General features: G+C 65.5%; 19 protein-coding genes. 14 read left to right on the top strand and 5 right to left on the bottom strand.

The genetic code is table 11. From position 1 onward, the window contains the following. The first annotated feature begins 166 nt into the window (after positions 1-166). The 4 genes from DC366_RS01585 to DC366_RS01600 are packed head-to-tail and all read left to right on the top strand — an operon-like array spanning position 167 to position 3,997. Positions 167-1,030, top strand: a complete 864-nt coding sequence (locus DC366_RS01585) for an FAD binding domain-containing protein (protein WP_108690423.1) — start codon at positions 167-169, stop codon at positions 1,028-1,030. Then, positions 1,027-1,503, top strand: coding sequence for a (2Fe-2S)-binding protein (locus DC366_RS01590; RefSeq protein ID WP_108690424.1), 477 nt, complete (start codon positions 1,027-1,029; stop codon positions 1,501-1,503). Before DC366_RS01585 ends, DC366_RS01590 begins: the two co-directional genes overlap by 4 nt. A gap of 1 nt (position 1,504) precedes the next feature. Continuing rightward, positions 1,505-3,748 carry a xanthine dehydrogenase family protein molybdopterin-binding subunit gene (locus DC366_RS01595; RefSeq protein WP_108690425.1) on the top strand — a complete coding sequence of 748 codons (2,244 nt, stop codon included), beginning with the start codon at positions 1,505-1,507 and terminating at the stop codon, positions 3,746-3,748. Positions 3,749-3,751: 3 nt separating this feature from the next. Next, complete coding sequence (locus DC366_RS01600) at positions 3,752-3,997, top strand: MoaD/ThiS family protein (protein WP_108690426.1); 246 nt, start codon at positions 3,752-3,754, stop codon at positions 3,995-3,997. Positions 3,998-4,023: 26 nt separating this feature from the next. Here the strand turns inward: DC366_RS01600 and DC366_RS01605 are convergent, their stop codons facing one another. After that, positions 4,024-4,443 carry a hypothetical protein gene (locus DC366_RS01605; RefSeq protein WP_108690427.1) on the bottom strand — a complete coding sequence of 140 codons (420 nt, stop codon included), beginning with the start codon at positions 4,441-4,443 and terminating at the stop codon, positions 4,024-4,026. A gap of 276 nt (positions 4,444-4,719) precedes the next feature. On the opposite strand from DC366_RS01605, the gene DC366_RS19600 reads away from it, so the two are divergent. From DC366_RS19600 to DC366_RS01645, 8 genes are read left to right on the top strand one after another with little or no spacing between them, the layout of a single operon-like run. After that, on the top strand, positions 4,720-5,439 hold the full coding sequence (locus DC366_RS19600; protein ID WP_133176155.1) for a DUF2946 family protein: 720 nt from the start codon (positions 4,720-4,722) through the stop codon (positions 5,437-5,439). Beyond that, positions 5,436-7,658: a NosR/NirI family protein gene (locus DC366_RS01615; RefSeq protein WP_108690429.1), complete on the top strand. Its 2,223-nt coding sequence runs from the start codon at positions 5,436-5,438 to the stop codon at positions 7,656-7,658. The genes DC366_RS19600 and DC366_RS01615 overlap by 4 nt, the downstream gene beginning before the upstream one ends. Positions 7,659-7,669: 11 nt before the next feature. Further along, positions 7,670-9,610 carry a TAT-dependent nitrous-oxide reductase gene (gene nosZ / locus DC366_RS01620; RefSeq protein WP_108690808.1) on the top strand — a complete coding sequence of 647 codons (1,941 nt, stop codon included), beginning with the start codon at positions 7,670-7,672 and terminating at the stop codon, positions 9,608-9,610. A 3-nt stretch (positions 9,611-9,613) separates the two neighbouring features. After that, a complete protein-coding gene (locus tag DC366_RS01625; RefSeq protein ID WP_108690430.1) occupies positions 9,614-10,945 on the top strand; it encodes a nitrous oxide reductase family maturation protein NosD in 1,332 nt (443 codons plus the stop codon). Next, positions 10,911-11,807 (top strand): ABC transporter ATP-binding protein, encoded by an 897-nt coding sequence (locus DC366_RS01630; protein WP_108690431.1) that lies wholly within the window; start codon positions 10,911-10,913, stop codon positions 11,805-11,807. The genes DC366_RS01625 and DC366_RS01630 overlap by 35 nt, the downstream gene beginning before the upstream one ends. Next, positions 11,804-12,628: an ABC transporter permease gene (locus DC366_RS01635; RefSeq protein WP_108690432.1), complete on the top strand. Its 825-nt coding sequence runs from the start codon at positions 11,804-11,806 to the stop codon at positions 12,626-12,628. Before DC366_RS01630 ends, DC366_RS01635 begins: the two co-directional genes overlap by 4 nt. Continuing rightward, positions 12,625-13,191 carry a nitrous oxide reductase accessory protein NosL gene (locus tag DC366_RS01640; RefSeq protein WP_108690433.1) on the top strand — a complete coding sequence of 189 codons (567 nt, stop codon included), beginning with the start codon at positions 12,625-12,627 and terminating at the stop codon, positions 13,189-13,191. The genes DC366_RS01635 and DC366_RS01640 overlap by 4 nt, the downstream gene beginning before the upstream one ends. Before the next feature lie 4 nt (positions 13,192-13,195). Further along, on the top strand, positions 13,196-14,104 hold the full coding sequence (locus DC366_RS01645) for an FAD:protein FMN transferase (RefSeq protein ID WP_108690434.1): 909 nt from the start codon (positions 13,196-13,198) through the stop codon (positions 14,102-14,104). A 17-nt stretch (positions 14,105-14,121) separates the two neighbouring features. On the opposite strand, the gene DC366_RS01650 is transcribed toward DC366_RS01645, so the two are convergent. Both DC366_RS01650 and DC366_RS01655 read right to left on the bottom strand, forming a co-directional pair. Next, positions 14,122-14,643 (bottom strand): DUF2478 domain-containing protein, encoded by a 522-nt coding sequence (locus DC366_RS01650; protein ID WP_108690435.1) that lies wholly within the window; start codon positions 14,641-14,643, stop codon positions 14,122-14,124. Between the two features lie 212 nt (positions 14,644-14,855). After that, positions 14,856-15,623 carry a translation initiation factor 3 gene (locus tag DC366_RS01655; RefSeq protein WP_108690436.1) on the bottom strand — a complete coding sequence of 256 codons (768 nt, stop codon included), beginning with the start codon at positions 15,621-15,623 and terminating at the stop codon, positions 14,856-14,858. A 270-nt stretch (positions 15,624-15,893) separates the two neighbouring features. On the opposite strand from DC366_RS01655, the gene infC reads away from it, so the two are divergent. Beyond that, positions 15,894-16,388 carry a translation initiation factor IF-3 gene (gene infC / locus DC366_RS01660; protein ID WP_243405002.1) on the top strand — a complete coding sequence of 165 codons (495 nt, stop codon included), beginning with the start codon at positions 15,894-15,896 and terminating at the stop codon, positions 16,386-16,388. Between the two features lie 191 nt (positions 16,389-16,579). After that, positions 16,580-17,173, top strand: a complete 594-nt coding sequence (locus DC366_RS01665; RefSeq protein ID WP_108690438.1) for an SAM-dependent methyltransferase — start codon at positions 16,580-16,582, stop codon at positions 17,171-17,173. Positions 17,174-17,197: 24 nt separating this feature from the next. Here the strand turns inward: DC366_RS01665 and DC366_RS01670 are convergent, their stop codons facing one another. Both DC366_RS01670 and DC366_RS01675 read right to left on the bottom strand, forming a co-directional pair. Beyond that, complete coding sequence (locus DC366_RS01670) at positions 17,198-17,986, bottom strand: FAD binding domain-containing protein (RefSeq protein WP_108690439.1); 789 nt, start codon at positions 17,984-17,986, stop codon at positions 17,198-17,200. Between the two features lie 84 nt (positions 17,987-18,070). Further along, a complete protein-coding gene (locus DC366_RS01675; RefSeq protein WP_108690440.1) occupies positions 18,071-20,452 on the bottom strand; it encodes a xanthine dehydrogenase family protein molybdopterin-binding subunit in 2,382 nt (793 codons plus the stop codon). Positions 20,453-20,479 lie beyond the last annotated feature (27 nt).

Here is a 20,479-nt window from a genome sequence, read left to right on the forward strand (position 1 = left end):
TGCGCCGCGCGGCCGACGCGATAGTGGCCGCCGCGTTCACAAACCTGCGCAGGCGGATTGCGGGCGGGCGCCGTTTGAGGTTTACTCGCCCCGAACAGCCCGCATCCCGGCGGGTCCGGTCGCCACGCGCCGGACGCCGTCCGCACGCAAGCCCATGGAGCGACAAATGCAATACATGAAACCGCAAACTGCCGCCGAGGTGTCCGATATCCTGGCGCGCAGCGAGGGCGCGGCGCGCATCCTCGGTGGTGGCACCGATCTGCTGGTGCAAATGCGATCCGGCATGATCGAGCCCGAAACGATCGTCGACATCAAGCATCTGGACGGTATCCGCGACATCACGTCCGAGGACGGCGGGCTGCGCATCGGCGCCGCCGTGTCCGGCCAGCGCCTGGGCGAGCACGAGGGCGCCAAGGCGCTCTGGCCCGGCGTGGTAGAGGCGTGCGAGCTGATCGGCTCGACCCAGATCCAGGGGCGCTGCACCATGGTCGGAAACCTCTGCAACGGCGGCCCCGCGGCCGATTCCGTGCCCGCCATGATCGCCGCCGCCGCCGTCGTGCGGATCGAGGGGCCGGACGGCCCGCGCGATTGCCCGGCCGAGGATTTCGTGACCGGCCCCGGCAAGACGGTGCTGGGCAAGGGCGAGTTCGTCAGTTCCGTCTTCCTGCCTGCGCGGCCCAAGGCCGCGTCGGACGCCTATCTGCGCTTCATCCCGCGCACCGAAATGGACATCGCGGTCGCTTCGGCGGGCGTCAATATCGAGCTGGCCGATGACGGTACGATCAAATCCGCGCGCGTCGCCATCGGCGCGGTCGGCCCGCGGGTGATTCTGGTGCCGGATGCAGCGGATGCGATAATCGGCTCCAAGCTGGAGGATCCGGCCATCGCTGCGCTGGTGCGCGCCTGCGAGGCCGCCAGCAGCCCCATCGATGACAAACGCGGCACCGCCGAATTCCGCACCACCGTCGTCGGCGTGCTCGCCAAGCGCGCCGCACGCATCGCAATGACCCGCGCGGGAGAAAATCAATGAAAAACATACATGTATCCACCGTTCTTAATGGCGACGAGACCGAATTCGTCTGCGCGCCCGAGGAAACGTTGCTTGACGCGCTGCGGGGCCGTCTGGGCATGACCGGCGCCAAGGAAGGCTGCGGCACCGGCGATTGCGGCGCCTGCACCGTCGAGATGGACGGACGGCTCGTTTGTTCCTGCCTCGTGCTGGGCGCCGAGGCCGAGGGCGCCGAGATCAAGACGGTCGAGGGCATGGCCGTCGGCGAGGGGCTGCACCCCTTGCAGCAGGCCTTCATCGACCATGCCGCGCTGCAATGCGGGATCTGCACGCCCGGCATTCTGGTGGCCGCCAAGACCCTGCTGGAGCGCAATCCAGACCCCACCGATACCGAGGTCAGGTATTGGCTGGCCGGGAACCTTTGCCGCTGCACCGGCTATGACAAGATCATCAAGGCTGTTCAGATCGCAGCCGCCGACATGAGAGGCGCATGACATGAACTTCCAGTCCAGTAGCAAGCAGGATTTCAAGGTCGTCGGCACGCGTGTCGCGCGCCCCGATGGCGTCGACAAGGTGACGGGACGCGCGCTTTATGGCGCGGATTTCAACGTTCCCGGCTGCCAGGTGGGGCTGATCCTGCGCAGCCCGCACGCCCATGCGCGCATCGACAATATCGACACGTCCGAGGCGCTGGCCCTGCCCGGCGTCAAGGCCGTCGTCACCTCCGCCGATTGGGGCGTGCCCGAGGATGAAGGGCTGCGCGACGTGCAGGACAACTGCCTTGCGCGCGGCAAGGTGCTGTATGACGGGCACGCGGTGGCGGCGGTTGCGGCCAAGGACATGGTCACCGCCAGGGCGGCGCTCAAGCTGATCCGCGTCGATTACACGCCCTTGCCCCATGTCACCGACGTGGACGAGGCAATGAAGCCGGATGCGCCAGTGGTGCAGGAGGCCCGCGCCGATGAGAGCGTGCCCGAGGGGAGCGGCCCGAACGTCACGCATTACTGCGAATTCGGACATGGAGATCTGGACGCCGGCTTTGCCAAGGCGGACACCGTCATCGAACGCAGCTTTACCACCGCCGCGACCCATCAGGGCTATATCGAGCCGCATGCCTGCGTTGCCTCCTACGGCAATGACGGCAAGGCGGATCTTTGGTGCACCACGCAAGGCCAGTATCTGGTGCGCGATCTGTGCGCCGGGATCATGGGCATGGAAGGCAGCCAGCTGCGCGTCACCCCGTCCGAGATCGGCGGCGGATTCGGCGGCAAGACCACCGTGTTCATCGAGCCTGTCGCGCTCGCGCTCAGCCGCAAGGCGGGCCGTCCCGTCAAGATCGTGATGAGCCGCGTCGACGTCTTTCGCGCCACCGGCCCCACCGTGTCCTCCTCGATGGATGTGCGCATCGGCATGACCAAGGACGGGCGCATCACCGCGGGCGAGGCCAAGCTGCGCTATCAGGGCGGCGCGTTTCCCTGCGGCACCGTCGACATGGGCGCGCAGGCCGCTTTTGCCGCCTATGACATGGAGGCGGTGCGCACCCGGGGCTGGAACGCGCTGACCAACCGCCCCAAGGAGGCCGCCTATCGCGCGCCCGGCGCGCCGATGGCGATCTATGCCGTCGAAAGCGTGGTCGACGAGCTGTGCCAGCAGCTGGAGCTCGATCCGCTGGACGTGCGCCTGAAAAACGCCGCCGATGCGGGGACCAAGGCGTCCTACGGCGTCACATTCGACCAGATCGGCCTGCGCGCCACGCTGGAGGCGGCCAAGGAGCACGCCCATTACCACGCGCCCTTGGGCGAAAATCAGGGGCGCGGGCTCAGCTGTGGCTTCTGGTTCAACTTTGGCGGCAACACCTCGGTATCATTGGCGATCAACGCCGACGGGACCGCCTCGGTGACCGAAGGCAACCCCGATATCGGCGGCAGCCGCGCGTCGATCAGCATGATGGCGGCCGAGGAGCTGGGCATCCCCTATGACAAGGTGCGCACCTTCATCACCGACACCGGCAGTCTGGGCCAGAACGACGTGACCGACGGATCGCGCGTGACCTTCGCGGTGGGCCTCGCCACGATCAAGGCCGCGCGCGCCGCCATTCAGGTGATGTGCGCGCGCGCCGCGAAAATCTGGGGCATCGACGAGGACGCGGTGATCTGGGAGGACGGCGCCGCCAAACCTTCGGGGCCGAACGCCGGTGATTTCGAGCCGATGACATTGGCCGAGATCGCCGCGATCTCGTCGGAAACCGGCGGGCCGATCGCGGGCCATCACGAGGTCAATGCCGAAGGCGCCGGCGTCAGCTTTGGCGTGCATCTGGCCGATGTCGAGGTCGACCCCGAAACCGGCGCGACAACCGTGCTGCGCTACACCGTGTTTCAGGACGCAGGCAAGGCCGTGCATCCCGATTATGTCGAGGGACAGATGCAGGGCGGCGCGGCGCAGGGCATCGGCTGGGCGCTGAACGAGGAATACATCTATGACGAGGATGGCCGCCTGCAGAATGCGGGCTTCCTCGATTACCGGATTCCCGTGGCATCGGACCTGCCCGCCATCGACACCGTGATCCTCGAGATCCCCAACCCCGGCCACCCCTACGGCGTGCGCGGCGTGGGCGAGACGCCAATCGTGCCGCCGCTGGCCGCGCTGTCGAACGCGGTCAGCCGTGCCGTGGGCGTGCGCTTGCACGAGTTGCCGATGTCGCCGCCCAAGATCCTCAAGGCGATCATGGCGCAGGGCTGAGCCATGGTGGCTGTGAAGCTCTGGGGATCCTTGCGGGATCTGGCGGAGGGCCAGGAAGTGGTTGAGGTGGAGGCCAGCAATTTCAAGGAGTTGCTGGACGCTCTTGCCGCGAAACATCCGGCGCTGAAGCCGCAGATCGACCGCGGGGTATCGCTCGCGGTCGACGGGCTGGTGTATCGAAACTCATGGTTTACCGAGGTCAGGCCGGACAGCGAAGTGGTGCTCATGCCCTATATGAAGGGTGGCTGACCCGCCCTGACGGGGCGCCTCCCGGCTCAAGGGGATCCCCCGCTGCCGAAAAACTGGCCGTGCCCGATATGAAACCGCTCATCGCCGAAGACCTCGGCGCGCCGGGCGGAGTGGCGCATGCTGAAGCTCCCGCCCCAGTCATGCGGATCATCGTCAGTCCGCGCGCTCAGTCCCCACGCGTGACGCGCACCGGCAGCCAGCACCAAACCGCCAGCGGGCAAGGCGTTCTGCGGCGGTTGAATGGAGGTGTCCAAGACCCGCAAGTCGAACGCCTCCAGAAAACCGGGGGTCAGGGTCCGCGGCTCGGCGCCGGTGTTTTCGATGGTCATCTCGCCCAGCTGCATCAGGGTGAGATCCGCATCATCCGGCGACGGGCCAAGCCGGACGATTTGCGGGACAAACGCGATCTTCAGATCCTCGTAGAGGATGCCCGCCGGACGCCGCATTGCATCGCAAACCGACCTGCTCTGCCCGGCTCATGGGGCGCCACGCGACGGTCCCGTCCTTGATCCGGTAGCCGGACGCGCGGCTGTCCTCGGACGGGGCGCGCGGCGCGTCCGAATTTCCTGGGCGCAGGGCCACCGCCAGCGCGATCAGGGGGATGGCCGCGGCAATCCACACCCAGCGGCGGCGCTGTCGCATGATCTGCGAGGGTCTTTTCATGGTGAACCGGTTTGAAATGGTCAGGAGCGTGATCGAACGATGCAGGCGACGCGTATGGCATGCAAGCGCAGAGGGGCAGGTTTGCTACCCGTTTTCGCAATGCCGCCATCACCTGCGCGGCGCTGCTCGGACTTCACCAAGCCGCCCCGCGCAGAAGGCCATGCTTCACCTCACGTGCAATTTATGGTAGCCGAGTATTGGATTTGCGCACCCCTGCGCTGCAAATGCCTCTGCGTTACGTCGCGGCGCCTGTCAAAAGACTTGCCGAATTTGACCTAGCGCAAACAACTTTGCGCTGCCGGTTGGTATCGAGCCTTATGAACAACGCCCTCCCCCTTGTTTTGCGTCTGATTCTGGCGGTTTGCCTGACGCTCTATGGCCCGTTGGCGATGGCGGGCGCAGGCGGCGGTGCATCCGTCACGATGGAGATCTGCGCAAACGGCGCGGCGCAAACGGTGCGCGTTTCACTGGGCACGGACGCGCCAGCGTCGGCCGCGCATGAATGCTGCGACTGCACGGCTTGCGGTGGCGGACCCGATATCGATCTGCAGGCCCCTTCAAGCGCGCAAGCCGCGCCAAACCCGGCGCAGCTGGCACAGCACGCCGCCCGCCCGGCAGCGCCGGCGCAATACAGGAATATCCGCCCGTTGCCGCGCGCCCCTCCGGCGCCGCGCGTCTCCATGCAGACCCACGACGGCGTGATCGTTTGCGATCATTCCACCCCCGGTCAGGACATGCGCGGCAGCGGGCGACACCTTTCAAAGGACGCCTCCGCATGACGACCCTCCGATCCCTCCTCCAGATCCTTTCCCTTGCGACGGCGATGCTGCTGTCCGGCGGCCCTGCCCTTGCGCAGTCGGTCCTGTCCAAGCTGCTGCCGGACGTGCAGCCCTCCAGCTTGGTCGAGGGCGCCGATGCGTTCGGCGCAACCCACCCGGACATTCCCGCGGTTCAGGTTCTGAAGGGAGGCCAGCAGATCGGCTGGGCCTTCGTGACCTCCGATTTCGTCTCGACGACCGGGTATTCCGGCAAGCCGATCGACACGATGGTCGCGGTGGACGACGGGGCGCAGGTGATCGGCGTCGAACTGGTCAAGCATGCCGAGCCGATCGTCCTGATCGGCATTCCCGATTCCAAAATCAAGGCGCTGGTGGCCGAATATCGCGGTCTCGATCTGGTGGCCGAGGCGGAAAGCGGCGGCACATCGCACCAGCTCGACATCATTTCCGGCGCGACGGTGACAATCATGGTCATCGACGATTCGATCATCCGCGCGGGACTGAAAGTGGCGCGCCAGCTGGGCCTTGGCGGGCTGGCCGTCGAGGCGCCCGATACCGGCCCGAAATTCGAGATAGACCCGGACGCGCAGGCGGCCGATGACTGGATGACGCTGGAGGGCGACGGCACGCTGCGCCGCCTGTCGCTGGATGTCGGGCAGGTCAACGCGGCCTTCGCGGCGATGGAGGATCCGCGCGCCGCCAAACGCGCGCTGACCGAGGCGCCCGAGACCACCTTCATCGAAATGCAGGCGGCGCTGGTGTCGCATCCCGCGATCGCGCGTTCCCTGCTGGGCGAGGCAGAGGCCGCCAATCTGGCGACTTGGCTTGACGAAGGCGAGCATGCGGTCGCGATCTTCGGCCGGGGGCTCTATTCCTTCAAGGGATCGGGCTATGTGCGCGGCGGCATCTTCGACCGGATCGTGCTGATTCAGGACGATATCTCGGTCCGGTTCCGCGACCGGATGCACAAGCGAATCAACACCATCGCCGCAGACGGCGCGCCCGTCTTCAACGAGGCGGACATGTTCAAGATCCCGGCAGACAGCGGCTTTGACCCGACGCAGCCGTTCCGCATCCAGCTTCTGGTGCAGCGCGACGTGGCGGCGATCGAAAAGGTCTTTACCACCTTCGATCTGGGCTATGAGCTGCCCGCGAAATACCTGCGCTCGGTCGCGCCTGCGCCCGCCGCCGAGGTTCCCGGCGCGGTCGAGGAGGTCACGGCACAGTCCGAACTCGACGCGCAACAGGCTCTCTGGAAACGCATATGGGAGGCCAAGACGCCGCAGATCGCGGTGCTGGCGATCATGCTGGCCGTGCTGACCGGCGTCTTTTTCTTCCAGACCTTCGCCACGCGCAACGAGCGGCGGTTCTTCTGGTTCCGCATCGCCTTCCTGACCGTCACGCTGGTCTATCTGGGCTGGTATGCCAATGCGCAGCTGTCGGTGGTCAACCTGATGGCGCTGTTTCATTCGCTGATCACCGGCTTCAGCTGGCAGGCGTTCCTTCTGGATCCGCTGACCTTCATCCTGTGGTTCTCGGTGGCGGCCGCGCTGATCTTCTGGGGGCGCGGGGCCTATTGCGGCTGGCTGTGCCCGTTCGGTGCGCTGCAGGAATTGCTGAACCGCGTGGCCAAGGCATTGCGCATCCCGCAATGGACCCTGCCCTGGGGCCTGCATGAGCGGCTCTGGCCGCTGAAATACATGATCTTCCTGGGGCTGTTCGGCGTGTCGCTGACCAGCATCGAGCAGGCCGAGCGCCTGGCCGAGGTCGAGCCGTTCAAGACCGCGATCATCCTCAATTTCGTGCGCGCCTGGCCCTTCGTCGCCTATGCCGCCGCGCTGCTGATCGCGGGGCTTTTCGTCGAGCGGTTCTTCTGCCGCTACCTCTGCCCGCTGGGCGCGGCGCTGGCGATTCCGGCGCGGCTGCGCATGTTCGACTGGCTCAAGCGGTATCACGAGTGCGGAAACCCCTGCCAGACCTGCGCGCATGAATGCCCGGTGCAGTCCATTCACCCCACCGGCGAGATCAACCCGAACGAGTGCATCAACTGTCTGCACTGCCAGGTTCTGTACCAGTCCACCACCAAATGCCCCGTCGTCATCAAGAAACTGAAACGCCGCGGCACCACCGGCGCCGCCCCCGGCAAGGGCACCGTGCCGAATCTGGGCCGCGACATTTCGGGGCATCCGAACCAACCCAAAACCCAAACCACAACGTGAAAGGAACGATCATGTCCGAGGGTAAGAAACTTCCCATCTCGCGGCGCAGCCTTCTGGGCGCGACCGCAGGAGGCGCGGCGCTGGCCGGCGCGCTTGGCAGCCGCGCGATGCTGACAGGCGGGGCCGTTGCGGGCGCCGCAACACTGGCAGGCACCACCAGCGCCCGCGCCGCCGCCGACGCCGAAGTGGCGCCCGGCCAGCTGGACGAATTCTATGGCTTCTGGTCCTCGGGCCAGTGCGGCGAGATGCGCATTCTGGGCATCCCCTCCATGCGCGAGCTGATGCGGATTCCCGTCTTCAACACCTGCTCGGCCACCGGCTGGGGCATTTCCAACGAATCCAAGAAGATCCTGACCGAGGGCCTTTTGCCCAAGACCAAGGAATATCTGGCCGCGAACGGCCATGAATTTCCGCCCAACGGCGATTTGCACCACCCGCACATGTCCTTCACCGAAGGAAAATATGACGGCCGCTACCTGTTCATGAACGACAAGGCCAACACCCGCGTCGCACGCGTGCGCTGCGACGTGATGAAGTGCGACAAGATCATCGAGATCCCCAACGCCAAGGCGATCCACGGCCTGCGTCCGCAGAAATGGCCCCGGACCGACTATGTCTTCTGCAACGGCGAAGACGAAGTGCCGATGGTCAATGACGGCAAGATCCTGGACGAGCCGGAAAAATACGTGAACTTCTACACCGCCGTGAATGCCGACGAGATGACCGTCGCATGGCAGGTGATGGTCACCGGCAACCTCGACAACACCGATTGCGACTATGACGGCAAATACGCCTTCTCGACCTCGTACAACTCGGAAATGGGCATGACCCTCGCCGACATGACCGAGGCGGACATGGACCATGTCGTTGTCTTCAACATCAAGGAGATCGAAAAGGGCATCGAAGCGGGCGATTACCAGGAGCTGAACGGCGTCAAGGTGATCGACGGGCGCAAGGGTCAGAACAAGAAATACACCCGCTATATCCCGATCCCGAACAACCCGCATGGCTGCAACATGGCGCCCGACAAGATCCACCTGTGCATCGCGGGCAAACTGTCGCCCACCGTGTCGGTGATCGACGTGCGCAAGCTGGACGCGGTGTTCGACGAGGATGCCGATCCGCGCAGCGTCGTCGTGGCCGAGCCCGAGCTGGGCCTTGGGCCGCTTCACACCTGCTTTGACGGGACGGGCCGCGCCTATACGACGCTCTTCCTCGACAGCCAGGTGGTGGTGTGGGACATCGAAAAGGCGATCCAGCTTTACAATGGCGAGGATGTCGATCCGATCATCACCAAGCAGGACGTGCATTACCAGCCCGGCCACAACTCGACCGTGATGGGCGAAACGCTGGAGGCGAGCGCCAAGTACTACCTGACGATGAACAAGTTCTCCAAGGACCGGTTCCTCAATGTCGGACCGCTCAAGCCCGAGAACGAGCAGCTCTTTGCCATCGACGGCGACACCCTGACGTTGCTCCATGACGGCCCCACCTTCGCCGAGCCGCATGACGCGATCCTGGTCGATCCCAGCAAGGTGAACCCCAAATCGGTCTGGGACCGCAACGACCCGATGTGGGCCGATGTGCGCGCGCAGGCCGAAAAGGACGGCGTCGATCTGGACGACTGGCAGGAAGAGGTCATTCGCGACGGCAACAAGGTGCGCGTCTACATGTCCGCGAACGCGCCCAGCTTCTCGCTGGAATCGTTCACGGTGCAGCAGGGCGACGAAGTGACCGTCATCGTGACCAACCTCGATGACATCGACGACCTGACGCATGGCTTTACCATGGGCAACCACGGCGTGGCGATGGAAGTGGCGCCCCAGGCGACCGCCTCCGTCACCTTCGTTGCGGCCCAGCCGGGCGTCTTCTGGTACTATTGCCAGTGGTTCTGCCACGCGCTCCACATGGAGATGCGCGGCCGGATGTTTGTCGAACCGAAGGCAAGCTGAGCCATGCTGCGCTCCCTGATCTGTGGTCTGTCCGTCCTGATCGCGCTGCCCCTCTGGGCGGCCGAAATAGACGTGGCGCCCGGACCGGGGAGCCTTGCGAACGCCATCGCCGGGGCCAGCCCCGGCGATGTGCTGACCTTGCGTCCGGGCCGCCACGAGGGCGCCGTCATCATCGACCGCCCGCTGACCGTGACCGGCAGCCACGAGGCGATCATCGACGGGATGTCAAACGGCACCGCCGTGACCATCGACGCGGCGGACGTCACCCTGCGGGGCCTGACCGTCACCGGATCGGGGATGAGCAACAAGGACCTCGATGCCGGCATCAAGATCCTCAAGAAGGCTGACCGCGCCATCGTCGAGGATAACCGCGTTCTGGGCAATCTGCACGGCATCGACGTGCATGGCGGCCATGACGCGCAGGTGCGCGGCAACATTATCGAGGGCACGCGCAATCCGCGCATGAACGACCGTGGCAACGGCATCTATGTGTGGAACTCGCCCGGCACGCTGGTCGAGGGGAACTCCGTCCGCTGGGGCCGCGACGGCATCTTCTCGAACGCCTCGCGCACGGGAACCTACCGCGACAACCTCTTTCGCGACCTGCGTTTTGCCGTGCATTACATGTATACCAACAATTCCGAGGTGTCCGGCAACGTGTCGATCGGCAACCATCTGGGCTATGCGATCATGTTCTCCAACCAGGTGATCGTGAAGGACAATCTCAGCCTGTCGGACATCAGCCACGGCGTGATGCTGAACTATGCCAACAATGCCGACGTCTCGGGCAACCTGGTGCGCGGCGGGGCGGATCGCTGCACCTTCATCTACAACGCGCACAAGAACCTGATCGTCGGCAACCGCTTTGAAGGGTGCAATATCGGCATCCATTTCACCGCCGGGTCCGAGCGCAACGTGCTGACCGGCAACGCGTTCATCGCCAACCGCACGCAGGTGAAATATGTCGGCACCCGCGACATCGAATGGAGCTTCGAGGGCCGCGGCAATTACTGGTCCGACCACCCCGGCTTTGACCTCGGCGGTGACGGCATCGCCGACAGCGTTTTTCGCCCCAACGACCTGATGGATCATATCCTGTGGTCGCAGCCCGCCGCCGCCCTGCTGACCGGCGCGCCGGCCGTGCAACTGATCCGCTGGGCGCAGTCCAGCTTTCCCGCAACACTGCCCGGCGGCGTTGTCGACAGCTTTCCGCTGATGCATGCGCCCGAGTTTGCAGTTTCCTCCGAATACACCCAGATGGAGGCCGAAGCCGTCGCCAACAGGGATGAAAGTGATCTCAATGACTTCGACGTTAACGATCTCGCAACTCACTAAGACGTTCGGCGGCACGCGCGCGTTGTCGGATGTCTCGCTCGGCCTTGCGCCGGGCGAGCGTGTGGCGCTTCTGGGCCATAATGGCGCGGGCAAATCGACGCTGATGAAGATCATCCTTGGCCTCATCGCACCCGATAGCGGGCAGGTGTCGGTCTGCGGCGCGGCGCCCGGCCATGCCAGCGCGCGCGCCAAGGTGGCCTATCTGCCCGAAAACGCCACCTTCCATTCTGCCCTGACCGGGCTGGAGCAGATCACCTATTACATGCGCCTGCGCGGCGAGGATACGTCCGGCGCGATGGAGCTTCTGGACCGTGTCGGGCTGGGTTTTGCGGCGAGGCGCCGGATCGGCACCTATTCCAAGGGGATGCGCCAGCGCGTCGGGCTGGCGCAGGCGCTGATCGGGCGTCCCAGCCTTCTGGTGCTGGACGAGCCCACCAGCGGGCTGGACCCCGTCTCGCGCCGCGATTTCTACGAGCTTCTGGACGGGCTGGCCGCCGATGGCGCGTCGATCCTTCTGTCCAGCCACGCCCTGACCGAAGTCGAGGCGCGCACCGACCGGCTGCTGATCCTGTCGGGCGGCAAGATGGTGGCGCAAGGCACGCTAAGCGATCTGCGCCGCGAGGCCGCCCTGCCCGTCGCGCTGCATGTCACCGCGCATAACGGCCATGACAGCGATATTCTGGCGGCCCTGCCCGGTGCGATCCGCGTTCATGACGCGCTACACCTGAATTGCTCGCAGGAGGACAAGCTGGCCACGCTGGGGCGCATCACCGCGCTGGGGGGCAAGGTCGCGGATCTGGAGGTGATTCCGCCCAGCCTTGAGGACATCTACAGCCATTTCAGCCGGAGGGACGGCCAATGATCGCCCGCATCCTCGCCACCGCCACGACCGAGATCCATATCGCCCGGCGCAACCGCTGGGTGCTGATCGCGGTGCTGCTGATGGTGGTCTTCTCGCTGGTGCTGTCGGCGGCCGGATCGGCGCCAACCGGCGCGCTGGGGGCCGACCGGCTGTCGGTGGTGGTTGCTTCGCTCACGTCACTGTCGGTCTATCTGGTGCCGCTGGTGGCGCTGCTCATGTCGTTTGACGCCGTGGCCGGCGAGGTGGAGCGCGGCACGCTGCCCCTGCTGCTGACCTATCCCGTCGCCCGCTGGGAGGTGCTGGCGGGCAAGCTGGTGGCGCATACCGCGATCCTGATCGTCGCCATCGTCGCGGGCTACGGCGCGGCGGCGGCTGTCACGATTGCCGCCGATCCGGCGGCGCTGGCGGGGCTTGGCGCGCTCTGGCGCTTGACATGGACATCGGTCCTGCTGGGCGCCACCTTCCTCGGGATCGGCTATGCGCTGTCGTCGATGGCGCGGCGCGTGTCGGGCGCGGCGGGCCTCGCGATCGGGCTGTGGCTGGGGCTCGTGGTGCTCTATGATCTGGGCCTTCTGGCCGCGGTCGTGGCCGATGATGGCGGCACCTTCACCACCCGCATTTTCCCCGGCCTTCTGCTGGCCAACCCGGCCGATGCGTTCCGCCTGTTCAACCTGAGCGCCGCGCAGGCCACCGCGGCGGCATCGGGCGTGGGCGGCGCGGCCGCGGCGATCGCGCCGTGGCAGTCGCTGCTGTCCATCGGCCTCTGGCCGCTGCTGTCGCTGGGTCTGGCCGCGCTTGCGTTCCGAAAGGTCGAGCCGTGAGGACCGCGCTGATCATCGCCGCGCTTCTGGCCCTCGCCGCCTGCAAGCAGGAGGAGGCGCAGAACACCGCGCCCCTGGCCCTGACGCAAAGCGCCGTCGGGCATTATTGCCAGATGAACCTGCTGGAGCATGACGGCCCCAAGGCGCAGGCACATCTGGCCGGCCTGCCCGGCGCGCCGCTGTTTTTCAGCCAGGTGCGGGATGTCATCGCCTATCTGCGCATGCCCGAACAAAGCCACGACGTGCTGGCCGTCTGGGTCAGCGACATGGGCGCGCCCGGCGCCACATGGGACGCGCCGGGCGCGGCCAACTGGATCGACGCGGAAGAGGCGCATTTTGTCGTCGGCGCCGATATCGTCGGCGGCATGGGGGCACCCGAAATCGTGCCCTTCTCGACACCTGCGGCGGCCGAGACCTTCGCCGCGGCCAATGGCGGCGAGGTGATGCGCCTCGATGCCATACCGGACAGCGCCGTGCTGACCCCTGTCGAGCTGGACGGCGAGCCGGATGAGACCGATTTTCAAGAACGCCTGCGCAACCTGTCGCGCACAGTGGGAGACTGACATCATGACAACCCGCCGCCGATTTCTGACCATCAGCGCGGCCGCGCTTGCCCTGCCCGCCGCCGGATTTGCGCAACCCGTCCACACCTGGCAGGGCGCCGCGCTGGGAACCACGGCGACGCTGCGCCTTGCCCATCCCGATGCCAAGGCGATCAGCGCGCGGGTGGCCGCGGAAATCTCGCGGCTGGAGGATGTCTTCAGCCTTTACCGTCCGCAAAGCGCCCTGATGCGGCTGAACCGCGAGGGGCATCTGGCCGCGCCGCCATTCGAGCTGCTGGAGTGCCTGTCGCTCGCGGCCGCCGTGCACGCGGCCAGCGGTGGCCGGTTCGATCCGACGGTGCAACCGCTCTGGGCCGCCTATGCCGAGGCGTCGGCGCTGGGGACGCTGCCCGATGATGCCAGCCTCAGCCGCGCGCGCGCGCAGGCCGGTTGGGAGCGTGTCGCGCTCGATCCGGCCTCCATCACCATGGCACCCGGCATGGCGCTGACGCTCAACGGGATTGCGCAAGGCTATATCGCCGACCGCATCGCCGGGATGCTGGAGACCGAAGGTCTGACGGATATCCTGATCGACACGGGCGAGTTCCGCGCACTGGGCGGGCGCCCCGATGGCAGCGCGTGGCCCGTCAAGCTGGCCGCGGGCGGCAGCGTTGCGCTGCGCGCGCGGGCGCTGGCCACATCTGCGCCCCTTGGCACGACCTTCGATGAGCGCGCGACTTTGGGCCATATCCTCGATCCGGTGACGGGCAAACCTGCGCGCGCCATGTGGCGCGAGATCACCGTCTCGGCCCGGTCCGCCGCGCTGGCCGATGCGCTGTCGACGGCGGCCTGCCTGTTCGAGGACGCAGCCCAGATGCAGGCCTGCATCGTCGCGTTCGAGGGCGCCGCGCTGGAATCCGCCATCGCCGCCTGAGGCTCCGGCAGTGTGCCCTACGCGGGCGCGTCGCTCGTTACAGCCGCGCGCGCCCAGTTCAGCACCGTCTCCGGCTGCGGCGCCAGCGCCGTGGCCAGCCCGCCGGAGAACGCATCGAACGCGTCCATATTGGCGCGGCTCACCCCCACCAGCACCGGAATACCAGCCTCCAGCGCCGTGCCGATAGCGGCGCAGAAGCCGCGCCCGGCGGCCTCTTCGGGGCCGAACTTGTTGAGGATGAACATCTTCGCACCCTCCAGATTGCCCGCCTCCACACGCATCACCGCCTCGGCGATCGCGCCGGGATCCAGACGGCACGCGTCCGAGCCGGCGCCCAGATCCTGCGTGATCTTGATGACCGGCCCCGCGGGCAGAACGCGCACTTTCATGTCGCAGCCATTGGCAAAGCGGCTGTCGTGGTCCAGATCCTTGACGATCCCGGCCAGCGGCACCCCCTCGGCCTGAAGCCGCGATGCAATGCCCGACAGAAGTATATCTATACCGCCCTTTTCCGGCGTGGTGACGAATGCGATTTTCATGGCCGTTCCTCGCGACTGATGTCTTGCAGCAAACCTTGCGCGGGGGTCGAGGGGCCGTCAATGCGACCAATGGCGCGCGGTCATCGACGCGCACCCGAGGCGGCGCGGGGCTCCGCGCTTGACTGATCGCGCGCCCATCGCGGCATGAAAAAGGCCCCGGTCGCGCGATGCGGCCGGGGCCTTCGGTTCGGTTCAAACGCAAGGGCGCGGGATTACATTCCCAGCGCGCCGCGCACCTGCTCGAGTGCGGCTTTCAGCATCTCGGGATTGTCCTGCGCCTGCCTGAGCGCGGATTTCAGGATGCCTTTCTGCGCATCGCCGATGTCAGAATCGTCGATCATCTGTGCCGCAGCATCCATGTCGAAATCCTGAACCGTCAGCGCATCGGGCGCGCCCGCCGCGCTGTCTGCGGCCGCATCGGCTGCATCGCTTGGCGCATTCGCCGCGTCATCTGTTGCGCCCTGCGCGGCATCATCAGCCGCCTCTGCAGCCTCGCCGGCGGCATCTGCGCCCGTCTGGGCGGCGTCCTGCGCGGCGTCATCGACAACTTCCATCGCGTCGCTGCCCTCTTCGGCCATCGCATCGACGGCGTCTTGCGCGCCTTCCGCGGCTGCATCGACGGCATCCTCGGCACCTTCGGCAGCGGCATCCGCGCCGTCCTCGACCGCGTTCATGGCATCATCTGTGGCCTCTGCGGCGCTTTCGCTCGCCGCGTCGAGCGCCTCGCCGGTCTCCTCGGCCGCGGCATCCGCTGCCTCGCCCGTCTCCTCGGCGGCCTCGTCCACGGCGTCCGCGGTATCCGCGGCTGCATCCTCAGCGGCGTCCCCCGCGTCCGAGGCGGTATCCTCCAGAGTGTCGGGCGTCTCGATGGTCTCGTCCGTCGTGGTGTCGATCATGTCCGTCGGGGTCTTGCCCGTCACAAGGACATAACCGCCGATCAGAACGATGGCGGCCAGCACGATCCATAGCAGATTTTTCATAGTATAATCCCCAGTCATTCAATGCAGTCACGGCGCGCCGCCGGTGATATCCGGGCCGCCCGTGCTCCATCAGACGTCATGCCTTCCGCTCCGGCAAGGCGCAAGGGAAATTCCCGCCATGTCGGCGCGGATCGGCCTATTTTGCGCCTTGAAACATGGTCTGCCGGGGTCTAGGTTGCACCCTCGAACGGACATCCCAACAATCGAAGGATCAAAGCCATAGCCCGCAGACCGCACAACGCGCCGCCCACGCGCGACACAGGACCCCGAGTGAACGACCGCATCCGTGACGCCGAAATCCGGCTTATCGGGGCCGATGGCGATAACGTCGGTGTCGTGTCAGGTGCACGCGCTCTTGAAATGGCCGAAGAAGCGGGCCTTGATCTGGTCGAAATCTCGCCGAATGCCAAGCCGCCGGTCTGCAAGATCATGGATTTCGGCAAATACAAGTACGAGACGCAAAAGCGCGAGGCCGAAGCGCGCAAGAAGCAAAAGATCATCGAGGTGAAGGAGGTCAAGTTCCGCCCCAACACCGATACGCATGATTATGACGTCAAGATGCGCAACGTCTTCAAGTTTCTCGAAGGCGGCGACAAGGTCAAGATCACGCTGCGCTTTCGCGGTCGCGAGATGGCGCATCAGGATCTGGGCCGCACGCTGCTGCAACGCATTGCGACCGACGTCGAAGGCCATGGCAAGGTCGAGAACATGCCGAAAATGGAAGGGCGCCAGATGATCATGATCATCGGCCCGCTTCCGCGCTAAAGCGTTTCGCGAAAAACCTGAGACACTGATTTTCGCGAAATGCACGCGACATATCAGCGCTCTCGCGCGTTTCGCCTTTATCTGATGTCTCAGGTTAAAGGCGAAACGCTTTAGGCGCCGAGGCGACAGGATTTGAAAACCATGCGGCTCGGGATCATTCCGGGCCGTTCGACTTTGGAAGGGCCGCGGCGATGTGGGAAGAGCGCTATCAGACCGACGATTACGTTTTCGGAACAAGCCCCGCTCAGTTTCTGGCCGATCATGCGGCTTATCTGAAACCGGGTCTGACGGCGCTCTGCGTGGCCGATGGCGAGGGGCGCAACTCGGTCTTCATGGCGCAGCGCGGCCTGAATGTGACAGCGCTGGAATACGCCCCCTCCGCCATCGAAAAGGCGCGCAAGCTGGCGGCGGAGAAAGACGTGCGTGTCGATTTCCGGCAGGTGGACGTCACTGCCCATGACTGGCCCCGGACCTACGACATCGTGGCGGGTATCTTCATCCAGTTTCTCGGGCCGGATGCCCGGGACACCCTGCACCAGCACATGAAACGCAGCGTCGCGCCCGGCGGCCTGATGATGCTGCACGGCTATACGCCCGAGCAGATCGAGTACAAGACCGGCGGCCCGCCCCATGCGGAAAACATGTATACCCCGGCGCTTCTGGCAGAGGATTTCGCAGGCTGGGAGATCCTGGAAAACCGCGCCTACACGCGCGAGATTAACGAGGGGCGCGAACATGCGGGCCTGTCCGCGCTGATCGATTTCATCGCGCGAAAGCCGCTCTGAACCGGATACGGGGGGCCGGACGCCTTAGCGCGCGGCCTCCACCGCACGGCGGGTCATGACGCCGACAAGATGCGCCCGATATTCCGGCGTGCCGTGCAGATCGCCGATCATCCCGTCCGGCTCGACATGCAGGCCATCAAGCGCCCCCGGCCCGAAATCGCGGCCGAGCGCCTCCTCCGCCTCGGTCCAGCGGAAGACGCCGCTTTCGGACGCGCCGGTGATGGCCACGCGCACGCCACCTGAGTATTTCGCGACAAAGGCCGCCACCAGCGCAAAGCGTGATGCGGGCTGCTCGAACTTGGCATAGGCCGATTTTTCGGGCACCGGAAATTTCGCCTCGGTGATGATCTCGCCCTCGTCGCGCGCGGTATCGAACATCCCCTGAAAGAAATCATCGGCCGCAATCTCGCGCTTGTCGGTGACGATGGTCGCCCCGGCGCCAAGCGCGGCGGCCGGCCAGCAGGCCGACGGGTCATTATTGGCGAGCGACCCGCCCATGGTGCCACGGTTGCGCACCGCCGGATCGCCGATCTTCGCGGCCATCATCGCCAGCCCGGCGAATTTATCCGCCCCCGCCGCCACCTCGCCATGCGTGGTGCCGCCGCCGATGCAGAGCAGCCCCGCATCATCGGTGCAAATCCCGCGCATCGCCGCTATGCCCGTCAGGCTGACCAGAACGGATGGCATCGCCAACCGCTGCTTGAGCGTCGGGATCAGCGTCTGCCCCCCGCCCAGCGGCTGCGCCTCGTCGCGGCTCAGTGCCTTGATCGCCTCTTCGACCGTCTCCGGCCGTTCGATTTCAAATGCATACATCCCGACATCTCCCAAATTCCGGCAAGCGCTTCTTCTTGCCTCGAATATCCCAGAGGTCCGGGGGCTGGCCCCCGGCCCGTTCCCTCATCCTTGCTGCATCGCCGCCCAGACGCGCGACGGCGTTACCGGCATGTCGATATGTGGCACATCGTGCCCGCCCGACTGCAACGCGTCGATCACCGCATTGACCACCGTGGGCGTCGATCCGATCGCGCCTGCCTCGCCGCAGCCCTTCACCCCCAGCGGATTGTGGGTGCAGGGCGTCCCGTCCGAGTGGTCCACCACAAAGAACGGAACATCATCGGCCCGCGGCATGCAGTAATCCATGTAGCTGGCACTCAGAAGCTGGCCGTCGGCGTCATAGCTGCAATTCTCCATCAGCGCCTGACCGATCCCTTGCGTCAGCCCGCCATGCACCTGCCCGTCCACGATCATCGGATTCACCACATTGCCGAAATCATCGGCGGTGGTGAATCTCTCGATCGTGACCTTGCCGGTCTCGGGGTCGACCTCGACCTCGCAGGCATAGGCGCCCGAGGGGTAGGTGAAGTTGTTGGGATCGTAGAACGCCGTTTCCTCCAGCCCCGGCTCGACCTCGTCCAGCGGATAGTTGTGCGGCACATAGGCCGCCAGCGTCACGTCGCCCCAGGCCAGCGACTTGTCGGTGCCCGCGACAGTGAACTTGCCGTCCTTCAGCTCGATATCGCCGTCCGAGGCTTCCATGATATGCGCCGCGATCTTCTTGGCCTTGGCGATGATCTTCTCGGTGGCGCGCACCATGGCACTGCCGCCCACGGCGATGGAGCGCGAGCCATAGGTACCCATGCCCATCGGCGTGTTGGCGGTGTCGCCATGCTCGATCTCGATCATGCTGGCGTCTATGCCGATCATGTCGGCCACCACCTGCGGGAACACCGTCTCGTGCCCCTGCCCGTGGCTGTGGCTGCCGGTCATCACCGTGATGCCGCCGGTGGCGTTGACGCGCACAGTGGCGCTCTCATATAGCCCGGCGCGCGCGCCCAGCTGCCCGACGAGGTTCGACGGCGCGATGCCGCATGCCTCGATGAAGCAGTTGATGCCGACGCCGCGCAGCTTGCCGTTCTTCTCGCTTTCCTTGCGGCGCGCGGCAAAGCCGCCCAGATCGGCCTTTGCTTCAAGTTTATCCATCAAGCGGTTGAAATCGCCGGAATCATACTCGACGGCCACGGGTGTCTGATAGGGAAACTCCGTCACGAAATTCTGGCGCCGCAGCGCGATGGGATCCACGCCAAGCTCGCGCGCGGCCTGATCGATGACGCGCTCCAGCTGATAGGTGGCTTCGGGCCGGCCCGCACCGCGATAGGCATCGACCGCGACCGTGTTGGTAAAGACCGCGCGCACGTTCACATAGACCAGCGGCGTCTTGTAATTGCCCGCCATCAGCGTGCCGTGCAGCCATGTCGGGATCGATGGGGCGAAGGTGGACAGATAGGCACCCATGTTGGCCAGCGTATCGGTGCGCACGGCGGTGAAATTGTTGTCCTTGTCCAGCGCAAGCTCGATCTTGGTAACGTGATCGCGCGCCTGCGCGTCGCTCAGAAACGCCTCGGACCGGGTGCAGGTCCATTTGACGGGCCTGTTCAATGCCTTGGCGGCATAGGTGCAGAAGGCCTCCTCGGCGTAGTGATAGATTTTCGAGCCGAAACCGCCGCCCACATCGGGCGCCACAACGCGCAGCTTGTGTTCGGGGATATTCAGCACGAAGGCGCCCATCAGCAGGCGGATCACATGGGGGTTCTGGCTGGTGGTATAAAGCGTGTGCTCGCCGGTGCCCCGGTTGTAATCGCCGATGGCGACGCGCGGCTCCATCGCGTTGGGGACAAGGCGGTTGTTGATGAGCTCGACCGTGGTGACATGCGCGGCATTCTTGATCGCGTCGTCCACCGCCTGCTTGTTCTCTTCGACGAAACCCCAGTCAAAACAAAGGTTACTGGTGAGGTCTTCATGCACTTTCGTCGCGCCGTCCTCCAGCGCCTCGGCCATGTCCACGACCGCGGGCAGCTCTTCGATATCGGCGATGATCGCCTCGGCGGCGTCGCGCGCCTGCTCGCGCGTTTCCGCCACGATGGCGGCATAAGGATCGCCCACATGGCGCACATGCGTCTCGCACAGGACCGGGTGACGCGGCTCCTGCATCGGGTTGCCGAAGCGGTCCGTCACCTGCCAGCCGCAGGGGATGCTGCCGGCATCCTTGAAATCGGCGCCGGTAAAGATGCGCAGCACGCCGGGCATCTGCTCGGCCTCGCTCAGATCAAGGCTGTTGATCTTGCCGTGCGCGATGTCCGAGCGCAGAAAATGCACGTAGGCCTGACCGCGCAGGTTGATGTCGTCGGTGTATTTTCCGGTGCCGGAGAGGAAGCGGATATCCTCGCGCCGCTTGGGGCTGGCGCCGATTCCGCCATGATCGGATGCGTTGTCCTTGGGCATGTCGTGTCTCCCTAAGTTGGCGATATG

It is taken from the genome of Pelagivirga sediminicola (genome assembly GCF_003072125.1).
GTDB classification, from domain to species: domain Bacteria; phylum Pseudomonadota; class Alphaproteobacteria; order Rhodobacterales; family Rhodobacteraceae; genus Roseovarius; species Roseovarius sediminicola.